The sequence below is a fragment of the Pseudoalteromonas sp. APC 3355 genome (assembly GCF_030407615.1).
GTDB lineage: Bacteria > Pseudomonadota > Gammaproteobacteria > Enterobacterales > Alteromonadaceae > Pseudoalteromonas > Pseudoalteromonas distincta.
Genome location: NZ_JASDDB010000005.1, coordinates 163,617 through 190,243 on the forward strand (window position 1 = coordinate 163,617; position 26,627 = coordinate 190,243).

Genomic DNA, 26,627 nt, shown 5'->3' on the forward strand with positions numbered 1-26,627 from the left:
TTTATTAACGGAGGTATTACACACTATGGCAGAAGTAAATGTTGAAAAACTAGCCGGCGATATAGGTACAACTGTTGATAAATTGCTACAGCAGTTTTCACAAGCAGGTATCACTAAGCAAGCAACTGATAACGTAACAGAAGCTGAAAAAGCAACGTTACTTGATCATTTAAGCAAGCATCATGGTGGTACAGGTTCAGATGGCCCAGCGCGTATGACTTTACAACGTAAGAGCAAAAGCACATTAAGTGTGACTGGTTCTACGGGTAAAGCTAAAGATGTTCAAGTTGAAGTTCGCAAAACACGTACCTACGTGAAGAAAAGCGCAATGGAACAAGAACAAGAGCAAGCACGCTTAGCCGCTGAAGAAAAAGCCCGTCTTGAACAGCAACAAAAAGCTGAACAAGAAGCCGCAGAATTAAAAGCGAAACAAGAGGCAGAACGTAAAGCGAAAGAAGAAGCTGACCGTAAAGCCAAAGAAGAAGCTAAACGCAAAGCTGATGCAGAGCGTAAAGCGAAACAAAAGCAGATGACCCCAGAGCAAAGTGCTAAGTCTGAGAAAGATCGCATAGAAGCTGAGCGTCTGCAAAAAGAAGCAGAAGAGGCCGCATTGAAGAAAGCTGAAGAAGAAGCGAAACGTCAAGCAGAAGAGGCAAGAAAGCTAGCTGAAGAGAATTCAGCACGCTGGAAGAAAGAAGAAGAAGAACGTAAGAAACGCGAAGAAACAGCCGATCACCATCTTACGACTTCGACTTATGCACGTGAAGCAGAAGATGTTGCCGATGCTCGTGATGAGCAAGGCACTCGCCGTGCTAAGAAAAAGAAAAAAGCGCCAGCAAAAGATAAATTTGCAGCGTCAAGAGGCCGTAACAAGTCTAAATTAAAAGCACCAGCATCGCTGCAGCATGGTTTCCAAAAACCAACTGTTGATGTTAAAAATGAAGTGCGTATTAGCGAAACAATTACAGTAGCTGAGCTTGCATCACGCATGGCTGTTAAAGGCGCTGAAGTTGTTAAAACAATGATGAAAATGGGTGACATGGTTACTATTAACCAAGTGATCGACCAAGAAGCTGCACAACTAGTTGCAGAAGAAATGGGTCACAAGGTTATCATTGTTAAAGAAAACGAATTAGAGCAAACAGTACTTAACGACCGCCATGAAGATGGTAAGTCAGAGCCTCGTGCTCCAGTAGTAACTGTAATGGGTCACGTTGACCATGGTAAAACATCGACTCTAGATTACATTCGTTCTGCGAAGGTTGCTTCTGGCGAAGCCGGTGGTATTACACAGCATATTGGTGCATACCATGTTGATGTAAACGGCAATATGATTACCTTCTTAGATACTCCAGGACATGCTGCATTTACATCAATGCGTGCTCGTGGTGCTAAAGCGACAGATATCGTAATCTTAGTGGTTGCAGCAGATGATGGTGTTATGCCACAAACTAAAGAAGCGGTACAGCACGCACGTGCAGCTGGCGTTCCTTTAATCATTGCTGTAAACAAAATGGATAAAGAAGGCGCAGATCCAGATCGCGTTAAAAACGAACTAGCTCAGCTAGACGTTATCCCTGAAGAATGGGGCGGCGATACGCAGTACGTTCATATCTCAGCTAAAACTGGTCTAGGTATTGATGACCTTCTTGAAGCCGTACTTATGCAATCTGAGCTTTTAGAGCTTTCAGCACCTACCGAAGGTATGGCTGCAGGTGTTGTTATTGAATCTCGTCTTGATAAAGGCCGTGGTCCAGTTGCATCAGTACTTGTTCAATCTGGTACGCTTAACCAAGGTGACATTGTATTATGTGGTCTTGAGTATGGCCGTGTTCGTGCAATGCGCGATGAAAACGGTAAAGACATCAAGTCGGCAGGTCCATCGATTCCAGTGGAAATTTTAGGTCTTTCTGGTATTCCAGCTGCGGGCGACGAAGCAACTGTTGTTAAAGACGAGCGTAAAGCGCGTGAAGTTGCTTTATACCGTCAAGGTAAGTTCCGCGATGTTAAACTAGCACGTCAACAAAAAGCTAAGCTTGAAAACATGTTTACTAACATGACTGAAGGTGATGTTTCTGAAGTTAACGTGGTACTTAAAGCAGACGTTCAAGGTTCTATCGAAGCAATCTCTGATTCACTAACTAAACTTTCTACTGATGAAGTAAAAGTGAAGATTGTAGGCTCTGGTGTTGGTGGTATTACTGAGACTGATGCGACACTAGCTGCAGCGTCTAACGCAATTGTAGTTGGCTTTAACGTTCGTGCTGATGCTTCTGCTCGTAAAGTGATTGATACTGAAAACTTAGACCTTCGTTATTACAGCGTAATTTATGCCTTAATCGAAGAAGTTAAGCAAGCAATGTCAGGCATGCTAGCACCTGAGTTTAAACAAGAAATCATTGGTCTTGCGCAAGTTCGTGACGTATTCAAGTCTCCAAAAATTGGCGCAATTGCTGGTTGTATGGTTACTGAAGGTGTTATTAAACGTAGCGCTCCAATCCGTGTACTACGTGAAAACGTGGTTATCTATGAAGGTGAACTTGAGTCACTTCGTCGCTTTAAAGACGATGTTGCTGATGTTCGTAACGGCATGGAATGTGGTATCGGCGTTAAGAACTACAATGACGTACGTGTTGGTGACCAAATCGAAGTATTTGAAACAGTTGAAGTACAACGTACTCTTTAATTGTTAGCTCGCTAAACTAATAAATGGGGGCTTAGCCCCCATTTGTGTATCCATTATTTAATTAGCTTATTATTAAATTTCAATAAGTTATGATTTTAGGACAAATGCAATGAGAGAATTTTCTCGCACTGATCGTGTTGCACAGCAAATCCAAAAAGAAATTGCTGTAATTTTACAACGCGAAATTAAAGATCCACGCTTAGGTATGGTGACAGTGTCAGCGGTAGAAGTATCGCGTGATTTATCTTATGCCAAAATTTTCATCACTGTGTTTAACACACAAGATGAAGATGCAGCTAAGCAAAGCGCTAAAGTACTTAATGAAGCAACGGGTTATATTCGCTCGTTACTTGGTAAGCGTATTCGTGCTCGTATAATGCCTGAGTTAAAGTTTGTAGTTGATAATTCACTGATGGAAGGTATGCGTATTTCTAATTTAGTGGATTCTATTATCCGCGAAGATAACGCAAAGCATGTCGATGAAGATGTAGAAAGTGTTGATGCTGATATTTCAGATAGTGAACAAAGTACTAAGCACGTAGAAGATACAGATAGCGAAGAAGGCACTGATACAGATGGCAAAGCGCAGTAAAGGCCGTGCAGTTGACGGTATTTTGTTGTTAAACAAACCGCAAGGCATTTCATCAAATAAAGCTCTGCAGCAAGCGAAAGGTGTTTATTTTGCACAAAAAGCTGGCCACACTGGGGCTTTAGACCCGCTTGCTACAGGTATGCTGCCAATTTGTTTTGGTGAGGCGACTAAGTTTACGCAGTTTTTACTCGATACAGATAAAACCTATATTGTTCGTGCAAAACTGGGTGAGCGTACAACGACATCAGATTCTGATGGCGAAATCGTAAGCACGAAAGATGTGAATGTGACGCGTGAGCAGTTAACAAAAGAAATTGCTGCTTTTGTTGGTGAGTCAGATCAATATCCATCAATGTACTCAGCACTTAAGTATCAAGGTAGACCATTATATAAGTACGCACGAGAGGGTATTGAAGTCCCTCGTAAATGCAGAAAAATAAATGTGTTTAGCTTATCGTTTGACGAATTTGATGAACAAAACAACGTATTACAAATGACGGCTCATGTATCAAAAGGGACGTATATTCGTACAATCGTTGATGATTTGGGCGAAAACCTAGGGTGTGGCGCACACGTTATAATGCTTCACAGAACTGCTGTTGGTCAGTATCCGGCAGATAAAATGGTTTCGCTTGATGAAATTGAAGCGTTGCTTGCTAAAGCGAAAGCAGAAGAGCTTGCGCCTTCTACTTATTTAGACTCGTTGTTATTACCTATAGACACTGCTTTAACTGATTTACCTGTTATTGAAATTTCGAAAGAGCAGGGCAAAGTATTTAGTCATGGGCAAGCAGTCGAGTTACCTGAAGCTTTACCTGAGGGGGCAATTAAAGTTGTTGCGGATGGTGTGTTTATTGGTACTGGCGAGCGCAACTCAAGTGGCCATTTAAAGGTTAAACGTGGTCTTGCTAGCCAGCAAGATGATTACGTAAAGCCTGAATAAGCAATTAGTGTGCCCAGCAGTGGCTTATTAGTTGTAGATGGGAATAATTAACTTGTAGTTATTCCCACAGTTGGTAGAATACGCCGGCTTAATCGTTTTGGCTGAATTAGTGATCGGCTAAGACACCTTTTAAATTTAATTTTTGGAGTTACTATGTCACTAAGCAATCAAGAAAAAATCGATATCATTGCTAAATTTGCACGTGCAGAAGGCGATACAGGTTCATCAGAAGTACAAGTAGCATTACTTACTTATGATATCAACAAGCTTCAAGGTCACTTTGCTGATCACAAGCATGACTTCCACTCACGTCGTGGTCTGCTTCGTAAAGTAAGCACTCGCCGTAAACTACTTGATTACCTTAAAGGTAAAGATATCACTAGTTATACTGCACTAATCAAAGAACTTGGCCTACGTCGTTAAGAACTAGATTATAGAAATGGGAGCTTTTTAGCTCCTTTTTTTGTGCCTAAAATTTGTGTTTGAAAATAAAACAAATATATAAACTTATTGAATTATATTATAAAACTCCTATTTCATAGCTTATCAAGCATCGTTGTATTTACCCGCTCATTAGCCCAGCTTAAATCTAGTAGCTAGTGTGTGTTGACCTTTCGTGATTAATTTTGCAGCTGTATGTTTGGTCTTTAGGCAAGGCAGCGCCTATGTAGTGTGGTTATTCCCCATAAATAGGCGATAACGCAGCATAAATGCCAAACATGCGCTGCCCTGCGGGTTCATCCTAGGGGCGATTAACTCTTTGTTGCTCGATTTTTACTTAGCCCACTAGGTTACAAGTCTCGCGCCGTGATTAAATCGCCCCTAGATTGAACAAATTTCAATCCACAAAGATCAACACACCCTAGACTCGCATTTTGAAGTAGCTTTGGTATATACTATGCGCGTAGGTAAAAAGGTTTATCTGCAATTATTCACATCATTGCCAATTGTAGTACTTAATTGATTTCCAACTGAATACAATTATGTACTGTAATTGGTACTTTGATGACAACTTATTAGAATACATTTAAGGAATATTTTAAGTGCAAGCAATTATTAAAGAATTCAAACTAGGTCAACATACAGTGACTCTAGAAACTGGTGCAATCGCTCGTCAAGCAGACGGCGCTGTACTTGCAAGCATTGGCGACACTTCAGTTTTAGTAACTGTTGTTGGTAAGCGTGAAGCACAACCTGGTCAAGACTTTTTCCCACTAACAGTTAACTACCAAGAGCGTATGTACGCTGCTGGTCGTATCCCTGGTGGTTTCTTAAAGCGTGAAGGTCGTCCTAACGATGGCGAAACTCTTATTGCACGTCTTATTGACCGTCCAATTCGTCCACTTTTCCCAAGCGGCTTTGTAAACGAAGTACAAGTTATTGCTACTGTTGTTTCTGTTAACCCTGAAATCCAACCTGATATGGTTGCGATGATTGGTACTTCAGCAGCACTTGCTATCTCTGGTATCCCGTTCAGTGGTCCAATTGGTGCATCTCGTGTTGGTTACATCAACGGCGAATACGTACTTAACCCTACATTAAAAGAGCTTGAAGAAAGCCAACTTGATTTAGTGGTAGCCGGTACTGATAAAGCGGTACTTATGGTTGAATCAGAAGCTAACGTACTTGCAGAAGACGTAATGCTTGGCGCTGTTGTATATGGTCATGAGCAATCTCAAGCGATCATTACTGCAATCGAAGAATTTAAAGCGCAAGCAGGCAAGCCTACTTGGGATTGGACTGCACCTGAGAAAAATGTTGCATTAGAAGATAAAGTAGCAACTATTGCTGCTGAAAAAGTAGGCGCAGCTTACTTAATCACTGATAAAGTAGCGCGTAAAGAAGCTCTTGGTGAAGCTAAAGATGAAGTTGTTGCAGTATTAACAGCTGAACTTGCTGAAGGCGAGTCTTTAGACAAGCAAGAAATTGGCAAAATCTTCGGTTCACTTGAGAAGAAAATCGTTCGTGGCCGTATCGCTGCTGGCGAAAAACGTATCGATGGTCGTGAACCAGATATGATTCGTGCACTAGACGTAATGACTGGCGTATTACCGCGTACTCACGGTTCTGCTATCTTTACACGTGGTGAAACTCAAGCGTTAGTAACAGCGACACTTGGTACAGAACGTGATTCACAGTTAATCGACGATTTAACTGGTACTCATAAAAACCACTTTATGCTTAACTACAACTTCCCTCCATTCTGTGTAGGTGAAACTGGTTTTGTTGGTTCTCCTAAGCGTCGTGAAATCGGCCATGGTAACCTTGCTAAGCGTGGTATTTCAGCTGTAATGCCTACACTTACTGAGTTCCCTTACTCAATCCGTGTAGTATCTGAAATCACTGAATCAAACGGTTCTTCTTCAATGGCGTCTGTTTGTGGTACTTCTCTAGCACTTATGAACGCGGGTGTGCCAATTAAAGCATCTGTTGCCGGTATTGCGATGGGTCTAGTTAAAGAAGACGATAAATTCGTTGTTCTTTCTGACATTTTAGGTGATGAAGATCACTTAGGTGACATGGACTTTAAAGTTGCTGGTACAGCTGCAGGTATTACTGCACTTCAAATGGATATCAAAATCGAAGGTATCACTCAAGAAATCATGCAAATTGCGCTTAAACAAGCAAAAGCTGCACGTTTACATATCTTAGAAGTGATGGATGAAGCGATTTCTGCTCCTTCTGAAGAGCTATCAATGTTTGCTCCTCGCATATACACAATGAAAATCCCACAGAAGAAAATCGCTGAAGTTATTGGTAAAGGTGGCGCAACTATTCGTCAGCTTACTGAAGAAACTGGTACAACGATTGAAATCGGTGACGACGGTACAATTAAAATTGCCGCTACAGATGGCGAAAGTGCAGCTAATGCAATTAGCCGTATTGAGCAATTAACAGCTGAACTTGAAGTAGGTACTATCTACGAAGGTAAAGTTGTACGTATCGTAGACTTCGGTGCGTTTGTAAACATTCTTCCTGGTAAAGATGGTCTAGTACATATTTCTCAAATTAGTACTGAGCGCGTTAATAACGTGGCTGATCACCTTTCTGAAGGTCAAGAAGTTAAAGTTAAAGTACTAGAAGTAGATCGCCAAGGCCGTGTACGTCTAAGTATTAAAGAAGCAATGGAATCAGCAGCACCTGCAGCTGACGCGCCAACTGACGCGTAATTGCTAACTTATTAATCTAGTTATATTAGCTAGATAGTAAAAAAGGGGCTGTTTAGCCCCTTTTTTTATGCTTTAATGAAACCTTATTGGACAAGGTCTGTCTTATATTAATCGCGATATATCTTGGTATTAAGGATTTTAATGATACTCAAACATTTAGCTTTGGCATCTTTTGCTATTTTGTCTTTAAGCGCTTGCCAAACTACAACAGAATCAGAACCAACCCCGATTGTTAATGTGCCATTTACTGCACCTTTAGCTTCTGACTTTAGAAGTGAAATTGCTATTGCACGCTACTCAGAGCTATTAAATAGAGCCGACTTAAGCGAAGAGCAACAAGCTAAGCTTTATTACGACCGTGGTGTACTTTTTGATAGTCTAGGTATGACAACTCTTTCGCGTATTGATTTTAATCGCGCAGTAAAGCTTAAGCCTGATTTAGCTGAAGTGTATAATTTTTTAGGTATTCAACATACGCTTATGCAGCAGTATGAAAAAGCCTATGAGTTTTTCGATTCTGCCCTAGAACTTGATGAAGAGCATGAATACGCCTATTTAAATCGTGGTATCGCACTGTATTACGGCGACAGAGCAGGCCTTGCTAAAAATGATTTTAATGAATTTTTAGCTCGCTCTCCAAAAGATCCGTACCGAGTTTTATGGGTTTATTTAGCACAAGCACAAGAGGATAAAGCCGTTGCGCTTGATGCACTTAAACAAAATGCCACTGCGCTTGATGAATCACAATGGGCGTACCAGTTAATTTCTCTTTATACGGGGGATATGAGTGAACATGCATTTTTATCTGGCATTAGTGATGGTGTTAGAACTGAGCAAGAATATGCGCAGCGTTTATGCGAAGCTTATTTTTATTTAGCTAAAATGCATCAAGCAGCAGGTGAGCTGTATTTAGCATCAGACTACTTTAGGCTTGCGCTAGCAACTAATGTACACGAGTTTATTGAGTACAAATATGCGCGTTTAGAGCTTGAGTTGATGCAAGGTGTTGACGCAAGTTAAGCGTTTTAAATTAATAGGTGTATTACTATGTTGTTTGTTAATTACAGGCTCGAGTAATCACCTAGGCGCTATTGGCTTTTGGCATGTTTTAAACGCAAAAGCTAATGTGCTACAAAGTTATTGGAAATCACCTGGTTATTTTTCTGATCACTTAGAGCAGTTACCAAATACCTCTTTAGCTATACTCGCCCGCAGTAAAATTTCTTCAGCCCAATATATGTATTCTCTTAAGCTTATTAAAAACAGTCAGAGCGATACTGCAAAACAATTTTGGCTCAGATCATTAAATGACTTAACAATCCCAGAGCGTAAAATATTAGCAGCAAAGTTACTTGAGCACTCACGTTGGAGCGATTTAAAGTTACTCGCTAGTAAAAACAAATTACCAGCAGGGGATGTGCTAAATCATCTAAAACTTCGGTTAAAAACACCACAGAGTAAAGTATCTAGTGAGTTTATCCACGCTCTTGGTTTTTCATCCTTAAGAAATATAAGCAAACCTAATAAGCAATGTATGTTTAACGTGCTGACTATGAGCGATCATCGTAGGGGCTTATATAAACTCACCGAGTTTATTAATGCTTATAATAAACAACCAGAGCCTCGTGAAAATATTTTTTGCTTTTCAAAACCAGTTTACGTTGCAGGTATGCTTGAGTGTAAAAGTAGCATTAATCAAATAGCAAAGTGTGACTGGCAATCAGCTAAACTCAATAACCAGCTTCCTAACAATTTTGATTTTATAGTAATGATGCCAAAAGATGGAACGGCTAATGTTACTAAAGGAACAATGCTAATAAACTCAAAAGCAAAATACAGTGTGTTTTTGCATGAGTTGATGCATTTTAACGGTTTTGAAGATGAATATGCGCTACCTAAAGCTAAACAAGCATGGTTGTGTGCAAAAACGGGTTTTGTGGCACCTAATTTATTTATTTCTCATGATGAGTCGCCCCCAATAGGCTGGCATAAAGCAAAGAGTTGCCAGATAGGTGGTGTTGCATATAAACCTAGTGAAAATTGGTCTATTATGCAATATCAGCAGTTAGGGCTCTCGGCGCAGTATAGAGAGATTTGGTTGAAGCATTTAGATATGACCAATGGTAATTCTTATCGCCACTCCAGCGCGCTTACATTTGCAAATAAGGCCATATTAAATTAACAATTATCAGTATTAATTAATTGTTTTTGTAGGCTTAATAAATTGTTAGTACATGTTTAAAAAACACCCATACAGAACCGCTTTTTATAGACAAAATCAGTGTTTTTCAGTATAACTATAGTCATTAATGTCGTTTAAAAACAGGCAGTAAAAGCATCCCTTAGTATTAAAAAGAGATGCCCTGATAAACTTATGATTATAAAAGGCCCTACATTATGACTTTGCTCTGGATACCCTTGTTATCCTTAATTGGCAGTGTTATTTCTGCATGCACAGGTAAGTTATCCCGCAATTTAAGCACTAGTTTAACGGCTCTTGCGCCTTTAACGGCTTTGGGAATAACTTTATACCATGCACCTGCAGTTTTAGCGGGCGAAACCATTCTTTACTCTTTCGCTTGGATCCCGTCAATAGGGCTCGACCTATCTCTGCGGTTAGACGGCCTCAGTTTATTGTTTATGTTTATGATTTTAGGCATAGGCTTGCTCGTTATCCTCTACACGCGTTACTACCTCAGTGCCAACGACTCAATGGCTAAGTTATATAGTTATTTAATGCTGTTTATGACCGCAATGCTTGGCATTGTTATGTCTAACAATGTTATTCAGCTGTGGTTGTTTTGGGAATTAACGAGCATCAGCTCATTTTTATTAATTAGTTTTTGGTGGCATAAGTCTGAAGCGCGAAAGGGTGCTCGTATGGCTCTTGCTGTAACAGGCGCGGGCGGCTTAGCGTTACTTGCAGGCTTAATGCTATTAGGTGATATTGTTGGTAGTTATGACCTAGATGTTATCCTAGCGAGTAAAGCGATAATTCAATCTCACGATTTATACGAAGTAGCATTAGTATTGGTGCTATTGGGTGCGTTTACTAAATCGGCACAATTTCCATTTCATTTTTGGCTTCCTCATGCAATGGCAGCGCCTACGCCAGTGAGCGCGTATTTACATTCTGCAACCATGGTAAAAGCCGGTATATTTTTGTTAGCACGTTTTCATCCGGCTTTAGCTGGCACTGATACGTGGTTCTTACTTGTTGGATTAACAGGTTTAGCTACGCTGTTGTTTGGTGCTTACATAGCATTATTCAAACACGATTTAAAAGGATTGTTAGCCTACTCAACAATAAGCCATTTGGGTTTAATAACGCTATTACTCGGGCTTGATACTGAGCTTGCGACTGTTGCTGCTATATTTCATATAATTAACCATGCAACGTTTAAAGCGTCGTTATTTATGGCCGTTGGTATTATTGATCACGAAACGGGCACGCGCGATATGCGTAAATTAAATGGTATGTGGCGATACTTACCATACACTGCAACGCTTGCAATGGTCGCGGCGGCTGCAATGGCAGGGGTTCCATTACTTAATGGCTTCTTGTCTAAAGAGATGTTTTTTGCAGAAACGCTGCATCAGCAAGTGCTTGGTTCTATGTCGTGGTTAATTCCAGTACTGGCAACGGTTGCAGGCGCATTAGCTGTTGCGTACTCCGCACGCTTTATTCATGACGTGTTCTTTAATGGTGAGCCAATCGATTTACCTCGCACGCCGCACGAACCGCCACGTTATATGCGAGTACCAATAGAAATATTAGTTGTGATTTGTTTGCTAGTGGGTATGTTCCCACACTTTACAATTGATGGCATTTTATCTGCGGCCTCTTTAGCTGTACTTGGAAAAGAAATGCCAGTTTACGAATTGGCTATTTGGCACGGGTTTAACTTGCCTCTATTAATGAGTGCAATGGCGATTGCTGGCGGTTTATTTATTTATATTAATCGTAAATATCTATTTCAGTTTCAAGCGTCATTACCACCTTTAAATGCTAAAAAAACCTTTGAACGTGTAATTTTAAGTGTTGTTGCTTGGTGTCAGTCAAAGGTAAGCAGTATCGAAAATGGATCGCTGCAGCGCTACCTAGTAATTATGTTAGCGGTAGTCTTACTGTGTGCCGGTTGGCCATTATTTGAAATGCAACAACTTGCTGGCAGCATGCCACTTACCCCTGTTGATGTTCACAATGCAATTGGTGCGGGCTTATTGATTATTGGTGCTCTTGCTACCGTTATTTGGCATCGCTCTCGAATGGTATCGTTGTTAATGCTCTCAATTGTAGGGTTAATGGTATCGGTTGTGTTCACACGTTTTTCTGCTCCAGATTTAGCGCTTACACAGTTAACTGTTGAGGTTGTTACTATTATTTTACTTATGCTGGCATTGTTTTTCTTGCCCCAGCATACGCCAAAAGAATCAAGTTCATTACGCGTACTTCGAGATTTAGGGATTGCCTCTACGTTAGGTGTAGTTATAGCGAGTATCTGTTATGCATTACTTACACGCCCGCTAGATTCAATCTCAGACTTCTTTATTGCTAACGCTAAAATTGGTGGCGGTGGTACTAATGTAGTTAACGTTATTTTAGTCGACTTTAGGGGCTTTGATACGCTTGGTGAAATTACCGTATTAGGCATTGCCGCATTAGGTATATTTAAAGTACTTTCTCGAATCCCATTATTTATGCCAGCAAGTGACAGCGAAGGGCGCCCATGGGCACGAGAGCGCCATCCAATATTATTGGCGAGTATTTCACAAAGTTTATTACCGCTTGCGTTATTGGTTTCTGCATATATTTTCTTACGCGGACATAACTTACCTGGCGGTGGCTTTATTGCAGGACTGGTAACGTCAATCGCGTTTATTTTGCAATACATGGCGCATGGTACAGCATGGATAAACGGACGTTTTGATGTTAATTATCGTAAAATCATAGCTTCAGGCATTGGTATTTCACTGTTCACTGGTGTGGGTAGCTGGTTCTTTGATAAGCCATTTTTAACAACTTGGTTTGACTACTTTGATATTCCGTTTGTCGGTAAAACAGAGCTTGCCAGCGCGATTGCATTTGACCTAGGTGTTTACTTAACGGTTGTAGGCGCTACGCTAATGATTTTGGCAAGCTTAGGTAATATGACGGCAGATACCCAGAAAAAAGAGGTAAATATTTAATGGAATTATTGTACGCATCTTGCGTTGGAGTATTGGTCAGTTGCGGTGTGTTTTTACTGCTAAGAGCTCGTACGTTCCCTGTAGTACTTGGGCTTACTATGATTTCATATGCTGTTAACTTATTTTTGTTTTCAGCAGGTCGTCTTACTATTAATAAAGCGGTAGTGCTTGGTACTGGTACAGAATACGCCGATCCTCTACCTCAAGCTTTAGTGCTTACAGCTATTGTTATTGGTTTTGCGATGACCGCATTCGTGGTTATTTTGGCAATACGTGGACGCGCCGATTTAGGTAGCGACCATGTTGATGGTTATGTGCCTAACACCTCTGCAGATAATAAGGAGCAAAAATGATCCAACATTTAGCTTCGCTCCCTATTTTATTACCTATGCTGACGGCCGTTATTTTATTGCTGCCACCATGTGGTAAAAGCGTTAAAATTCGCCGCTTAGTTTCAATTGTAATGGCAATAGCTACTTTTGCCATTAGTGTGCTTTTACTTGTACATGTTAATAATACGGGTATTAACGTTTACGCTATTGGTAATTGGTCTGCACCATTTGGAATAGTCTTAGTAGCCGATATGTTGTCTACCTTATTGGTTACGTTAACTTCATTTTTAGGTTTGGGCGCTATTTTATATGGTAGTGCTGGCGATGATGAAAAAGGCAGCTTTTATCACCCACTTGTTCACTTTTTGATATTAGGTGTAAATGGCGCGTTTTTAACTGGCGATTTATTTAATCTATTTGTATTTTTTGAAGTGCTACTGATTGCATCTTATGCATTGTTAATGCATGCAGGTGATAAACAAAACACTCGTGCGGCATTGCAATATGTAATATTGAATTTAGTTGGCTCAAGCGTATTTTTAATCGGTTTGGGTATTTTGTACGGTGTGCTTGGTACGCTTAATATTGCAGATATGACGCAAAAGGTATCACTACTTACAGGTGATGATGTATATCTAGCAAAAGCAGGTGGCTTACTACTATTAATAGTATTTGCTTTAAAAGGCGCACTATTACCTCTGCATTTATGGCTTCCAAATACTTACGCAAGTGCTAAACCTGTGGTTGCTGCATTGTTTGCGATTATGACCAAAGTAGGCGTTTACGCTATGCTTCGTGTTTATACGGTGATATTTGGTGAACAAGCCGGAGCGCTTGAACACATGGCGCAGCCTTGGCTTTGGGGCTTAGCAATTGCGACCATTATAGTAGGTGCAATTGGTGTGATGGCTGCACAAGACTTACGTAAACTCACCTCTAACTTAGTATTAGTATCGGTAGGTACGCTGGTTGCGCTAATCGCGTTACAAAATGTAAATGCCACTGCTGCACTTTTATATTATTTAGTGCATTCAACACTTGTTAGTGCCGCACTATTTTTACTAGCAGACTTAGTTTCAATCCAGCGCGGTAAAGTTGGCGATAGACTAGTAGCTGGTCGCTCTGTAAAACAGCCATTTTTATTAGGTGTGTGCTTTATTATTGCGTCCTTAACGGTAGTTGGTATGCCACCACTGTCAGGCTTTGTAGGTAAAATTTGGATACTTAAAGCGACATTAAATAGTGAGCAAGCTTTACTATTTTGGCCAGTATATTTAGTAACAAGTTTTGCGTTGTTAGTAGCGCTTTCGCGCGCTGGCACAACTTTGTTCTGGGAGCATAGAAGCAAAAATAGCGAAAATGCCGATTGTGCAAGTGCACATCCGTTGCAGGTAACAGTAATTATAGCTTTACTTGCGTGTTCGCCATTGCTCGTTATTTTGGGCGGACCAATAAGTGAATATATGCTAAATGCTGCTACTCAGTTACATGATCTAAGCGGCGGTATTAATGCTGTACTTAAAGGAGGCATGTGATGAGATTACAAGCCCGTTTTCGTTGGTTACCAACGCCATTTCGTAGCTTATTTTTGTTTATGGTTTGGTTATTGTTAAACAATAGCGTATCGGTAGGGCACTTAGTATTAGCGACTATTTTTGCGATACTTATCCCTATTCTAAGTTTTTCGTTTCGAGACCCTCAGCCACTGATTTTAAAGCCAGGCTTGGCGCTTAAGCAGTTACTTATAGTGCTGTACGATATTGTTGTTGCAAATTTACAAGTGGCTTTACTTATACTTGGACCATCAAAAAAATTGCGTCCGGCCTTTATAAAAGTTCCTATAGATTTAACACACGACATGCCAATTACTATATTGGCTAGTTGTGTATCGCTTACACCTGGTACTGTGAGTGCAGAGGTTTATCCAATTGCTGAGTCGCTACCTGAAGGTGAAGAGCCAACGCAACGCTACTTACTGATACATGTGCTTGATCTTAAAGATGAAGAAGCACTTATCAAACAAATAAAACAACGCTACGAAGCTCCACTAAAGGAGATATTTCAATGTTAGATACTGTATTACTCATTGTTTTTTCGATGATTGGCTTATCATTATTGCTTAATTTATGGCGATTGATCATCGGTCCGTCAGTGCCTGACCGTGTTTTAGCGCTCGACACTATGTACATTAACGTCATCGCACTGATTATTTTATACAGCATTAGTATGGATACAGGGCTTTATTTTGAAGCTGCACTGCTTATTGCCATGCTCGGTTTTATAAGTACGGTTGCAGTGTGTAAGTATTTACTACGTGGCGATATAATTGAATAAGGTGAAAACATGATCAGCGAATGGGTTGTATCAATATTATTGTTATTTGGTGGTACGTTTATTTTAATTGGCTCAATAGGTTTAATTAAACTACCTGACTTTTTTATGCGTTTACATGGACCAACTAAAGCAACCACGTTGGGCATGGCGAGTATGTTAATTGCTGCTATGGTTTATTTTGCAAATTCAGGGCATGGCCTAAGTGTTAAAGAAATACTCATTACTATATTTTTACTAATTACGGCACCGATTAGTGGTTACATGCTAATAAAGTCAGCTATTCATCATAAGCTAAAAGCCAAAGAAGGCACTAAAGGCCTAGATAATGTAGAAGACGACTAACGCAAAAATTAATTTATAAAAGGCCGAATAAATACATTTTATTCGGCCTTTTTAATGATTGCTTGTACCCTTTACAATACAAACTATTCATGTGACTATAAATCCATTATTTATATGAAAGGATATTATTATGGGTAAGGTACTACTTTTATCATTGCTAATTTTTTCTAGTAGTTTATATGCTGAACAAAATACTAAGCAGCAAAAAATAGATGAACTCATTAAAGTAATGAATTTAGATTCAATGGTCGATTCTATGTACGGCCAGGTTGAAGGTATGATGAAAGGCATGTCAGACCAAATGGGTGTTAAGCCTTCTGAGCAAGCAATTTTTGATAAGTACTACGGCGACATGACGACGGTATTAAAAACTGAGATGAGTTGGGCTAAAATGCAGCCAATGATGGTCAATGTATACGACAAGCATTTTAGTGAGCAAGAAATTGCCGATATGCTAGCGTTTTATAAAACAGATACAGGGCAAAAAATACTTGAAAAAATGCCTGTTGTAATGCAAGAGTCTATGCAAATGTCACAAAGCTTAATGAAAGATGCTATGCCTAAAATACAAACTTTAGCGCAGCAACTAAGCGACGAATTAGAGCAAAGCCGTAGCGAATCAAACTAGGGCAGCGCATGTTTGGTATTTATGCTGCGTTATCGCCTATTTATGGAGAATAACCACACTACATAGGCTCTGCCTTGCCTAAAGACCAAACAGTCTGCATAAATTAAATCACCAATGATCAACACGCCCTTAGATTAATACGCGCCTTACTTAGGCGCTTCTCTGCTAAATTACGCCCCCTCCAGATAATACACGCCCGATATCAGCTTAAGTTAATTATGTTTGTGTCATTATATTAATGAGCAACAATACTTAATCAATTTGAGGGATTAAATTCGGCGTTAACTGCGTTAAACATTTTGATATACGACTGCATGGATGCAGAGGCAATTAGTGATAAGAACTAAATAACGAAACCTTTGCCTTGTTATCAATACGATTTTATTGTCTTAAATAGGTTACTTAATTAAGCGAATTGGTATTATTTTATTAGTTTTAAAATAGTCATTGACCTATGTGTTGCACCTAGGTTTATTATGAAGCTACTGAAACACGACGGAGCTAAATTATGTATGTTAAACAACTCGCTAAGTTAATGGGCGTGACTGCCGATACTGTTCGTCATTACACACGTATTGGGTTACTTAACCCAATACGCAGTGAAGAAAATGGCTATCAAGAGTATACAAAGCAAGACCAGCAGCGTTTAAGGTTTATTATTAGCTCTCGTCAACTAGGTTTTTCACTTAAAGATATTCAACACATTATAGGCGAGTCAGAGCATGGGAATTGTCCTTGTCCGTTAACGCGTAAACTCATTACTAAACGCCTAGAAGAAACCGAAGCACTATTTCAAGAAACATTAAAATTACGAAACAGAATGCATGCAGCTCTGGCGCAATGGGATACATCAGCCGATGGTGCAAATGCCAGTGACGTATGTAGTTTAATAGAATCTTTTGTTGATCCAATAAACGATTCTGCAAATAAGGAGCAGCGTAATGACGACTAATACAAAAGACACCGCGCAAAACTTTATTATTGAGGGTGCTAATTGCGGCAGTTGTGTGGCTAAAATTGAAAAAGCTCTTAATAGCGTGCAAGGCGCGCAAAACGTGGAAATGAACTTTGCACAGCGTACTGTCCGTGTAGAAGGTAAAGCCCGCGAAAGCACGCTTATTAAAGCAGTCGAAAACATTGGTTATTCAGCTAAGCCAATGAGTAACGAGTCTGATCAAGATGCACTTGATGAAAAAGCAAAGTCGGATGAGGCACATTATAAAAAGCTAATGCGTAATATGATATTAGCGTTAGGGGTCGGTGCGCCGTTAATGATATACGGGCTTATTTTTGACATGAGTGTGACCACCGACACACAACGAATAGCCTGGTTTTTAGTGGGTATAGTCACGCTTGTGGTTATGGCTATATCAGGTAAACAATTTTACAACGGTGCATGGCAGGCATTCAAAAACCATGCTGCCAATATGGATACATTAATAGCGCTTGGTACAGGTACTGCGTGGCTGTATTCAATGTTTGTGGTAATAGCACCAAACTTATTACCACAAGTTGCAAGACACGTATATTTTGAAGCATCATCGATGATCATCGGTTTAATTAGTTTAGGGCTCGCTTTTGAAGTAAAAGCACGTGGGCGCACCTCACAAGCAATTAAACGCTTAATTGGCCTGCAACCAAAAACTGCACGCGTAATTCGCGATGGTCAAGAGCAAGACATCGACATTAGTGATGTTGTAAAAAATGATGAAGTACGCGTACGCCCGGGTGAAAAAATCCCTGTGGATGGCAATGTTATTGAAGGCAGCAGTACGGTTGATGAGTCAATGCTTACTGGTGAGCCAATGGCTGTAAGCAAAAAAACGGGCGACAAAGTCGTTGCCGGAAGTATTAATAAAAGTGGCACTTTATTATTTAAAGCCACGCACATTGGTAGCGAAACCACACTTGCCAATATTATCAATATGGTAAAGCGTGCACAAAACTCAAAGCCATCAATAGGGCGCTTAGCTGATGTTATATCAGGAATATTTGTACCAACAGTCATGATTATTGCGGTGCTTGCAGGCCTTGCATGGTTAAACTTCGGACCTGAGCCATCAATTGCTTATGCCGTTGTTGCGGTTACCACTGTACTTATTATTGCTTGTCCTTGTGCGCTAGGACTCGCAACCCCTATGTCAGTTATGGTGGGTATTGGTAAAGCTGCAGAGTCAGGAATATTAATTCGAAATGGTGAGTCGCTGCAAACAACATCTAAAATCACCACCATGATTTTAGATAAAACAGGCACTATTACTCAAGGCACACCGCAAGTTACCGATGTAGTTACCTTTAATAACAGTGATGAAAATACAGTAATGCAACTTGTTGCAAGCCTTGAAAGTAGCTCAGAGCATCCACTGGCCCAAGCAATTACGGCACACGCTAAAAAGCAGGGCTTAGCTTTAAGTAAAGTAGCCGACTTTAACGCAATTACAGGTAAAGGTGTCACTGGCAGTGTTGACGGGCAAACATTGTTGTTTGGCAATAAAGCGCTAATGGATAAATACAACGTGGCCGTTGATGATGCAATCGAGCAAGCTCAAACACTTGCCAGTGATGCTAAAACACCCATGTATTTTGCAAGTAATAATAAGCTCCACGCTATTATTGCAGTAGCCGATCCAATTAAAGAGGATTCAGTTGAAGCTATTAAACGCCTGCAAGATAAAGGTATCCACCTAGTTATGCTAACAGGTGACAACAAAGCCACTGCACAAGCCGTTGCTAAGCAAGTCGGTATTGATGACTTTATTGCAGAAGTAATGCCCGATGACAAAGTAAACGAAGTAACAAAGCGCCAAGCAAACGGTGAAATAGTGGGTATGACAGGTGACGGTATTAACGATGCTCCCGCACTTGCACAAGCCGACGTAGGATTTGCAATTGGTACAGGTACCGATGTTGCAATAGAAAGTGCAGACATTACCTTAATGCGTGGTTCATTACATGGTCTTGCTGATGCAATTGCAGTGAGTAATGCAACTATTTCAAATATTAAACAAAACCTATTTGGTGCCTTTATTTATAACGTGGCGGGTATTCCGATTGCAGCCGGCGTGTTGTATCCATTTTTTGGCATACTACTTAACCCTGTTGTTGCAGGTGCAGCTATGGCACTTTCATCGCTTACAGTGGTAAGTAACGCTAATCGCTTACGTTTTTTCAAACCAAATAAATCGTAATTTAAGCTAAGGAGTACATTATGTTGATGATTAATATAGGTGGTGCACTGTTAATAGCCGCAATTATTTATTGGTTTTGGCTATACAAACCAGAGCAAACACAAAGTGATGACAACAAAGTAACGATAGTCGTTGATAACGGTGTTTATAAGCCAGGACATATTATAGTGGCAGCCAACAAAGAGGTTGTACTTACCTTTGATAGAAAAGACAGCGCGCCGTGCGCCGAAACAGTGGTATTTCCACAGCTTGATATAAGTAAAACGCTGGCAATGGGTGATGGCAATACAGTTAAACTACCTGCGCTTGAAGCCGGTGAATACGACTTTCATTGCCAAATGCAAATGTATAAGGGCAAGCTAGTTGCTCAGTAACCTGAACTAAGTAGGTGTTGGGGTCGTATAGTTGCCTTACATAAGCTGTATAAATAGATGAGTAGGAGTCGTTATACTAAATGAATAAACTAAACCCTAAAAAATTATTGAATAGTAAATGGACCGCAACACCTGCTATAAATAAAGAAAAACACTTCATTATTGTTGAGGTGGAATTTGATGAAGACGGTAATGTAATTGAATGTATTACCGAGGCTGTTATGTCAAATAATCAATATCCAATTAGTTGGCGAGATTTAAAAGATAACCAAAAGTGGCTGCAAGGGTGGAAGTAGTTTAAATCTATATAATTTACCTCACTCCAATAGCTGGCACACGATGTAGGTTTGCTTAACTCAAGCGAACCTATGTTTTACAGCGCATTAAACTATGAGTTGAATGCTACAACTTAGCTTTAGCATTGAAACCTTCCTAAATAAATTCGCCATTTGGCAACAAAACAGTTAATTTCAAAATATCTTTCCAAAATTTTTATAATAAATTTCAAAAACAATGTAACTTACTGATTATAAGTAAATTAATTATTTAATAGCCGCAAATAAATCCGATGTAATTTCCATGTTCATATTCAGTTTATTTTGAAGGCTAACCTAAACGCCCCCTTATTGGCTTTTTAGCAAAAGTGTGTCTTTTTAATTAAACTTAACCAATTGATTTTTATGGGTTTATTTTTTTTAGTTAAATGACTGTTGCTAAATAGCAACAATAACACCTCCCCAAATTAAGCTTTTCTCGCTTTATATCATTTAACTCATTGTTTTTAAATAATAAATAAAAAGTGGCACCGAAGTTGTAATACCTACAGTGTATTAAGCAAAACGTGATGAAAGCCAGAGGCCTTAATCGCAACAACCCAATGAAGGAATACTATTATGAAAACATTTCAATCAACATTAGTACTAATGGCGCTAGCTTCTTCATCAGCGGCTTTTGCAGCAACAGATTTTGATACGTTAGACGTAGATGGTAATGGCGCAATCAGCCAAGCCGAAGCTTCAGTAGATGCTGAGCTTTTAAGCAAATTTGAAGAACTCGATACAAACCAAGATGGTGAGCTATCTGAAGATGAGTTTTCTAAGGCCTAAAATTAAAGCCTTAAGCAGTTAATGCTCTGTGATGTTATCTAAATTCTGAGTTGCCAAAGACAACCTAAGTAGGCAAGGGAGCCTACTAAAAAGAATAACCAGGAAGTGACTAGAGAGCACTATAGAGCAAATTTATTTAGGACACCGCATACTTTTGAAGGATTAAATTATGAAAAAGCTACAATCAACATTTGTACTTATGGCTATTGTTTCTTCGTCAGTAGTATTTGCAAACACAGACTTTGAAACACGCGACGCAGACGACAACGCTTCAATTAGCCAAGCTGAAGAATCGGCGCAAGTGATAGAGCAATTTGACGAGCTGAATGTTCAAAGTAGCGGTGGTCCGACAGAAAATGATTTTTTTGAATATTAATTTATAGACACTTTACTCCTAAAGGATCTTTGAAAAGGACTTCTTACCCCTAATCAGGCCCAAAGCCTAAGGAAACGATTATGAAAACATTACATAAAACTCTAGCTCTTGTAGCCCTAGCTTCTTCTTCAGCGGCGTTTGCTGCGGTAGATTTTGATTCTTTTGATACAGATGGCGACGGCGTAATTAGCAAAACAGAAGCCCAAGTAAACTCGCAACTAGTACAGCTTTTTGATCAATTAGATACAGATGGAAATGGCGAGTTATCTAAAGAAGAGTTTTCGAAGGTTCAGTAATAAGCTCTATGTAGAGCCTTACCAGTCATACTCACAAAGCAGCTAAGTAATTAATACTTAGCTGCTTTTTTGTGCATTTAATTTAATATATTACTATGTAGTCACCAAAGTAGTGCAAAAGTTGAGTTTGAATAGTGTCAAGTTACTGATTGTTAAGTTATTTTATTGTTGGTTTTAAACTTGCAAATCTATTTATAACTTAGGTTAATGAGTATTTAAAATGGCGCGAATGAGTTATATCAGTAGTGTTGAACGCTACCACGAATATGAGCATGTAATACACAGTTTACTTGAATCTATTTTAATGAGTATTGAGGACGGATTAACTAAAGAACGTGATACTCGCTATCTGATTAAGCAGTACCCATTTTTAGAATTACAATATTGTTTAAATGCAGAAGGTTTGCAGCAGGGTAATAACGTCTGCTTTAAACACGCATACAGCAAAAAATTAGGTGAAAGTGGTAATCAACAAGATTTAAGTGAGCGACCCTATTTTTTGAACGCTAAAACAAGTGATAGAGTGTGCTTTACTGATCCCTACATTTCTATAGCGACTAACCATTTATGTATATCGGCGATTAAAGAACTAAAAAAACCAATTAATAATCAACATTACTTGGTCGTCGATGTGAGCTTAACGCAGCTTATTGAGTTTGTAATGGGTGATACTGCGCGCGCTAATATGTCGCCTTACTTTAAAGCGGGTTACGGTATTATTGTGGCGTGCTTATTTTGCTTAGTATTATTTTTACTGAATATCGTTTTTAGTGATATATACGCGCTATTAACCCATGTAGATACCTCATCAGATCCACTTGAACCCTTTAGTATCATTATTTACATCACCCTAGCATTAGCAGTATTCGATTTAGGTAAAACAATACTCGAAGAAGAAATCCTGATGCATAAGGATATTTTTAGGCACTCATCTACGCGGCGCACTATTACACGGTTTATATCTACCGTGTTAATTGCTATATCAATTGAGGCGCTGTTAACTATGTTTAAAGCGGCGTTGGGGCAATCGGAGTATTTAATGCCTGCAATAGCGATGATGCTTGCAGTAGTGGGGCTTTTAATTGCACTGGCTATTTATGTTTATTTAGGGGCAAAGGCCGAAACGCTATTAATGCGCGCTCGTTTAAAACAAAAATCCTCCAAGTAGGAGGATTTTTATATTACATAACTATTTAATAGCTATTTATTGCTTATCTTGCGCGCGTTTGGCTTTAAAGTCAGACTCGCTCGTCCACTTTGGCCAATCGCCATTATTTGCAAGCTGTGTGGCTATATCAACAATAAGATCTATATCTTGCTTAACACCACCTAACGACCAATCAGCTGAGTAGTCGTCTGCTTCTTTATGGTATTTATGCGCAATGTACTCAGGATCGGTATCACCCAGACTCATAAATAATAAACTAGGCACGCCTTGCTTAGAAAGCGAGAAATGATCAGATCTAAAAAACAAGCCATTTTGCGGGCGAGGGTCCATTTTAACAACACGGCCTTGTGATTTTGCAGCCTTTGCTAAATAGTTTTCCATTGTCGATAAATCTTTACCGTATTGTAAAATGTAGTCAGTGCCATCAAGCACGTTCATGCCATCAATATTTAATAGACCGACCATTTGTTTTGTAGGTACAACCGCACCCGATGCAAATTCTTCAGAACCAATTAACCCCGTTTCTTCTGCTGTAAAGTTAGCAAAAATAATTGAGCGTTTAAATGGTTTTTGCTTGTTCATTTTGCTCATTATACGTGCTATTTCAAGCGTGGCTGCAGTGCCTGAAGCGTTATCTACCGCGCCGTTATAAATCTTAGGGCCGGTATCAGTTTGTTTAGTACCAAAGTGGTCCCAGTGAGCGCTAATAACAACGTATTCGTCAGGTGATTCGCTACCTGTAATTTGTGCAACTACGTTATGCGATTTTGCATGTGATACTTCGTTTTTAAAGGCAAGGTTTGCTTTTAAGTTAAGTGGCGTCGCTTTAAAGTCATCATTTAATGCTGCTTGTTTTAAATCTTGGTAGTTAAGCTTTGCGGCGTTAAACATTTTCTCAGTCGCATCAAGTGTTAGCCAGCCCATAACCGGTAATTTAGACGCGTTTAAATTGTTATCCATTAACGTGTATTTAGTGCCGGTGTTTGAACTTTCAACTACGCCCCAAGGATATGCCGCAGGTGCTGTTTCATGAACAATAAATACAGCCTTTGCACCTTGGCGAGCGGCTTCTTCATATTTATAAGTCCAACGACCATAGTAGGTCATTGCATTACCAGTAAAAAGGGCGTCGTTTTGAGTAGCAAAGCCTGGATCGTTAACTAGCACAACCACAGTTTTACCAGTTACATCAATATTTTTATAGTCATTCCAGTTATATTCTGGTGCATTAATACCATAGCCAACAAATACAATGTCAGAATTGCGTACATCAATTAATGGCTGAAGTTGCTCGGTACGTGCGGTAAAGTCTTTACCTGATTCAAAGCTTAAATCACCTACCTTTAACTGCATATCCTGATTAGCTGTCACCATTGCCATTTTTACAGGCTGTAAGTATTTACCTTTATAAGCACCGGTTAAACCTAGCGCTTTATATTGCTCGCTTAAGTAGCCTACGGTTTTTACTTCACCATGAGTAAGTGGGCCTCGGCCTTCAAAGTCATCAGAGGCTAGCGTTCTAATATGCTGTTTAATATTGCTAAGGCTTACACCTGCTGTATTTTCTAATGGAGTTTTCTCGCTTGCAGGCTCTGAGCAGCCAAAGAGGGCAACTAGCAAGCTTAGGCTAGCGCTTTTTATAAGAGTAGATGCCATAGTCTTCATATTGTTATTTAATTAGGCTTTCAATATAAAGGAAGCACCGCAGCGATGTCGAATTTTTATAGAGAACTTTTCATTCAATTGCAGATTGATTTTATAAGGTGTATAAATAACGAACAATCTAAAGGAGCACATAATGGGCCAATGTAAAAAAAGCGGGTATTTATTTTTAGCTAGTGGCATTGCATTTTTTGCTGCTACAATATTAGCTGAGCAGGAGACATTTTTTGTGCTGTCTGCTTCTTTTATAATACAGGGCACTATAAGTATAAAAAAAGCGATTTAATAACCGCTTAGTTTTTTAGCTAAATATAAAGCTTAAATACGATACTTGGCACTAAAAGCAAAAAACCAGCATTAGCTGGTTTTTTAGCATAAGTTGCAGTTAGCTTTATGCGTCTGCAAGTTTTACGCGGATCTTACTTTTATCAACAGTAGATTGGTTAAGTGCAGTAATTGCGCTTTTACTTTCTATGTCGTTTGGCATTTCTACAAAGGCAAAACCTTTAGATTGACCAGTTTCTTTATCAAGTACCAAGTTACAGGTAGTCACTTTACCGTGCTCTGCAAATAAAGTACGAAGCTCATGCTCAGTGGTAGCACGAGACAAGTTACGAACTAATAGTTTCATAATGAACCTAAATAATTATGTCAGTATTAATTATCTCAAGTAACTCAGGTTTAACCTAATTTTATTTTAAAACAAATATAAATAAACGCTCTATAGAAATAGTTTTTTGTATCACTATGAAAATAATAGATTTTATAATTAAATTTGAAACACCAGTAAATTGGTAATATTAATTGGTAATTGAATTGTGGTTATTTGTACAATAAATTGGTAAATTCATATTTAATTAACTTACTATTAACCACAGAGCTACTCATGTCTAAATATACCCTTAAACCGTGCAATACAGTTACAGCTATACTTCTATCTTGTTTAGTTGCTGGTTGTGGCAGCTCAGGCTCTGATACTACGGTACAAAATAATGAAGCGATTTCTTCACAAACTCCTGCAACAATTGCTGGTAACACTCTAGGTGAAGTTATTAGCGATAGTAATGATGCAATAACAGGCTCATTAACTATTACGGATCAACAATCAGGTGAAGCTGCTTTTGTAGCACAAGAAAATAGCGCTACAAGCTATGGTTTTTTTAGCTTAAATGCTGGTGGAGATTGGTCATACACACTTGACGATTTAAACGCATCAATAACATCTTTAAGTGAAGGTGAAACACTACAAGATACAATAACAGTAAACTCTGTAGATGGTACTAGCGCACAAATTATCATAACAATTGTAGGTGCACCAATAGCTCAAGCTGATGGCTTTGAGAAAATATCACACGTTTTATTGCAATCAGATGGCGTTAATTCGGGGCTTGACGCATACACACTTATTGAAAATGCCTTCGGCGAAGGGTCAATTGAATCTCCAGACCTATATGCTGGCAATCATCAAAGTGTTGTCCATATTCTTGAAGATACCGATACGATAATTGGTAACCATTTTGTCTTTTTAGCTCACCGAGATGATGACCAAGATAAAGACAAAGGCGTAAGTGATAGACAACGTAACGAAATAAAGACCTACGATAAATCACCACAAGAAACACTGGCGTTTGAGGGTGAGACATTTCAATATAGCTGGAAATTTAAAGTAAGCAGCGAGCTTGAGCTTACGAGTAAGTTTAGCCATTTTTTTCAAATAAAAGCCCGAAATGACAGCAACGATAATACTAATGGTAATGACGATCAGCCTATTATTACGCTCTCTGGAGCACAAAAAAACAGTACAGGTAATCAGCTGCAAGTGCGATATAGTGCAGGCTTTGATGAAAACGGTAACAGCACGGGGCTTGATAAAAACCTCATTGAAACCGACTGGTCACTCATTACAGATGAATGGGTCGAGGTATTTGTACAAGCTACATTTAGTGAAAATGGCAAGTTTGATATGACGTTAACGCGCTTAAGCGATAATGCAGAGATATTTAATATAAGCGAGCAAAACATAGATATGTGGCGCGGCTTTAGTGATGAGGATTTTGCTCGTCCTAAGTGGGGAATTTACCGCTCAATTGTTGAAACCGACAGCCTTCGCGCTGATGAAGAACGTGTTAGGTTTGCTGATTTATCTATTACAAAAGGTAAGATAGCGCAGTAAGCTATTTTATCAATTAGCATGAAAAAGCCGTTAATGATTATGCATCATTAACGGCTTTTTTAATTTT

General features: G+C 39.3%; 25 protein-coding genes. 23 read left to right on the top strand and 2 right to left on the bottom strand.

Features of this window, described 5'->3' with window-relative positions; genetic code table 11:
- Positions 1–25 precede the first annotated feature (25 nt).
- The 22 genes from infB to QMA08_RS10605 all read left to right on the top strand — a co-directional run bounded on the left by infB (position 26) and on the right by QMA08_RS10605 (position 22,725).
- Entirely contained in the window at positions 26–2,686 is a 2,661-nt protein-coding gene (gene infB / locus QMA08_RS10500; RefSeq protein WP_002958484.1) for a translation initiation factor IF-2, read from the top strand.
- 109 nt (positions 2,687–2,795) lie between these two features.
- Entirely contained in the window at positions 2,796–3,278 is a 483-nt protein-coding gene (gene rbfA, locus QMA08_RS10505) for a 30S ribosome-binding factor RbfA (RefSeq protein ID WP_002958487.1), read from the top strand.
- Positions 3,262–4,221 (top strand): tRNA pseudouridine(55) synthase TruB, encoded by a 960-nt coding sequence (gene truB / locus QMA08_RS10510; RefSeq protein WP_002958489.1) that lies wholly within the window; start codon positions 3,262–3,264, stop codon positions 4,219–4,221. Before rbfA ends, truB begins: the two co-directional genes overlap by 17 nt.
- Before the next feature lie 153 nt (positions 4,222–4,374).
- The gene (rpsO, locus tag QMA08_RS10515; RefSeq protein ID WP_002958490.1) at positions 4,375–4,644 is read left to right on the top strand and encodes a 30S ribosomal protein S15; all 270 of its coding nucleotides are present in this window, start codon (positions 4,375–4,377) and stop codon (positions 4,642–4,644) included.
- Positions 4,645–5,264: 620 nt separating this feature from the next.
- Positions 5,265–7,391: a polyribonucleotide nucleotidyltransferase gene (pnp, locus tag QMA08_RS10520; protein WP_002958491.1), complete on the top strand. Its 2,127-nt coding sequence runs from the start codon at positions 5,265–5,267 to the stop codon at positions 7,389–7,391.
- A gap of 141 nt (positions 7,392–7,532) precedes the next feature.
- Positions 7,533–8,411, top strand: coding sequence for a lipoprotein NlpI (nlpI, locus tag QMA08_RS10525; protein ID WP_002958493.1), 879 nt, complete (start codon positions 7,533–7,535; stop codon positions 8,409–8,411).
- Positions 8,398–9,573, top strand: coding sequence for a hypothetical protein (locus QMA08_RS10530; RefSeq protein ID WP_290174498.1), 1,176 nt, complete (start codon positions 8,398–8,400; stop codon positions 9,571–9,573). The genes nlpI and QMA08_RS10530 overlap by 14 nt, the downstream gene beginning before the upstream one ends.
- 215 nt (positions 9,574–9,788) lie before the next feature.
- Positions 9,789–12,581, top strand: a complete 2,793-nt coding sequence (locus QMA08_RS10535; protein ID WP_290174479.1) for a monovalent cation/H+ antiporter subunit A — start codon at positions 9,789–9,791, stop codon at positions 12,579–12,581.
- Positions 12,581–12,934, top strand: a complete 354-nt coding sequence (locus tag QMA08_RS10540) for a Na+/H+ antiporter subunit C (protein WP_010554685.1) — start codon at positions 12,581–12,583, stop codon at positions 12,932–12,934. The genes QMA08_RS10535 and QMA08_RS10540 overlap by 1 nt, the downstream gene beginning before the upstream one ends.
- Positions 12,931–14,448 carry a monovalent cation/H+ antiporter subunit D gene (locus QMA08_RS10545; RefSeq protein ID WP_182673884.1) on the top strand — a complete coding sequence of 506 codons (1,518 nt, stop codon included), beginning with the start codon at positions 12,931–12,933 and terminating at the stop codon, positions 14,446–14,448. The genes QMA08_RS10540 and QMA08_RS10545 overlap by 4 nt, the downstream gene beginning before the upstream one ends.
- Entirely contained in the window at positions 14,448–14,984 is a 537-nt protein-coding gene (locus QMA08_RS10550) for a Na+/H+ antiporter subunit E (protein WP_002958499.1), read from the top strand. The genes QMA08_RS10545 and QMA08_RS10550 overlap by 1 nt, the downstream gene beginning before the upstream one ends.
- Positions 14,978–15,247: a K+/H+ antiporter subunit F gene (locus QMA08_RS10555; protein ID WP_007378493.1), complete on the top strand. Its 270-nt coding sequence runs from the start codon at positions 14,978–14,980 to the stop codon at positions 15,245–15,247. The genes QMA08_RS10550 and QMA08_RS10555 overlap by 7 nt, the downstream gene beginning before the upstream one ends.
- Before the next feature lie 9 nt (positions 15,248–15,256).
- A complete protein-coding gene (locus tag QMA08_RS10560; protein ID WP_007378492.1) occupies positions 15,257–15,589 on the top strand; it encodes a Na+/H+ antiporter subunit G in 333 nt (110 codons plus the stop codon).
- Between the two features lie 130 nt (positions 15,590–15,719).
- A complete protein-coding gene (locus tag QMA08_RS10565) occupies positions 15,720–16,217 on the top strand; it encodes a DUF2059 domain-containing protein (protein ID WP_182673883.1) in 498 nt (165 codons plus the stop codon).
- A gap of 508 nt (positions 16,218–16,725) precedes the next feature.
- Positions 16,726–17,169, top strand: coding sequence for a MerR family transcriptional regulator (locus QMA08_RS10570; RefSeq protein ID WP_290174480.1), 444 nt, complete (start codon positions 16,726–16,728; stop codon positions 17,167–17,169).
- Entirely contained in the window at positions 17,159–19,405 is a 2,247-nt protein-coding gene (locus QMA08_RS10575; protein WP_290174481.1) for a heavy metal translocating P-type ATPase, read from the top strand. Before QMA08_RS10570 ends, QMA08_RS10575 begins: the two co-directional genes overlap by 11 nt.
- Positions 19,406–19,425: 20 nt before the next feature.
- A complete protein-coding gene (locus tag QMA08_RS10580) occupies positions 19,426–19,779 on the top strand; it encodes a cupredoxin domain-containing protein (RefSeq protein WP_290174482.1) in 354 nt (117 codons plus the stop codon).
- Positions 19,780–19,859: 80 nt separating this feature from the next.
- The gene (locus tag QMA08_RS10585) at positions 19,860–20,075 is read left to right on the top strand and encodes a TIGR02450 family Trp-rich protein (RefSeq protein ID WP_290174483.1); all 216 of its coding nucleotides are present in this window, start codon (positions 19,860–19,862) and stop codon (positions 20,073–20,075) included.
- Positions 20,076–20,672: 597 nt separating this feature from the next.
- A complete protein-coding gene (locus QMA08_RS10590) occupies positions 20,673–20,885 on the top strand; it encodes a calmodulin (RefSeq protein WP_007585535.1) in 213 nt (70 codons plus the stop codon).
- Between the two features lie 169 nt (positions 20,886–21,054).
- Positions 21,055–21,261: a calmodulin gene (locus QMA08_RS10595; RefSeq protein WP_290174484.1), complete on the top strand. Its 207-nt coding sequence runs from the start codon at positions 21,055–21,057 to the stop codon at positions 21,259–21,261.
- Positions 21,262–21,341: 80 nt separating this feature from the next.
- Complete coding sequence (locus QMA08_RS10600) at positions 21,342–21,557, top strand: EF-hand domain-containing protein (RefSeq protein ID WP_024597051.1); 216 nt, start codon at positions 21,342–21,344, stop codon at positions 21,555–21,557.
- A 220-nt stretch (positions 21,558–21,777) separates the two neighbouring features.
- Complete coding sequence (locus QMA08_RS10605; protein WP_290174485.1) at positions 21,778–22,725, top strand: PDC sensor domain-containing protein; 948 nt, start codon at positions 21,778–21,780, stop codon at positions 22,723–22,725.
- Between the two features lie 36 nt (positions 22,726–22,761).
- Here QMA08_RS10605 and QMA08_RS10610 read toward each other — a convergent pair whose 3' ends face one another.
- Together QMA08_RS10610 and QMA08_RS10615 are read right to left on the bottom strand one after the other, a co-directional pair.
- Complete coding sequence (locus QMA08_RS10610) at positions 22,762–24,381, bottom strand: M28 family metallopeptidase (protein WP_290174486.1); 1,620 nt, start codon at positions 24,379–24,381, stop codon at positions 22,762–22,764.
- Positions 24,382–24,778: 397 nt separating this feature from the next.
- On the bottom strand, positions 24,779–25,018 hold the full coding sequence (locus QMA08_RS10615) for an RNA-binding protein (RefSeq protein WP_002958513.1): 240 nt from the start codon (positions 25,016–25,018) through the stop codon (positions 24,779–24,781).
- Positions 25,019–25,273: 255 nt separating this feature from the next.
- Here QMA08_RS10615 and QMA08_RS10620 point away from each other — a divergent pair, with 255 nt between their 5' ends.
- Positions 25,274–26,560 carry a VCBS domain-containing protein gene (locus QMA08_RS10620; RefSeq protein ID WP_290174487.1) on the top strand — a complete coding sequence of 429 codons (1,287 nt, stop codon included), beginning with the start codon at positions 25,274–25,276 and terminating at the stop codon, positions 26,558–26,560.
- Positions 26,561–26,627: the final 67 nt, after the last annotated feature.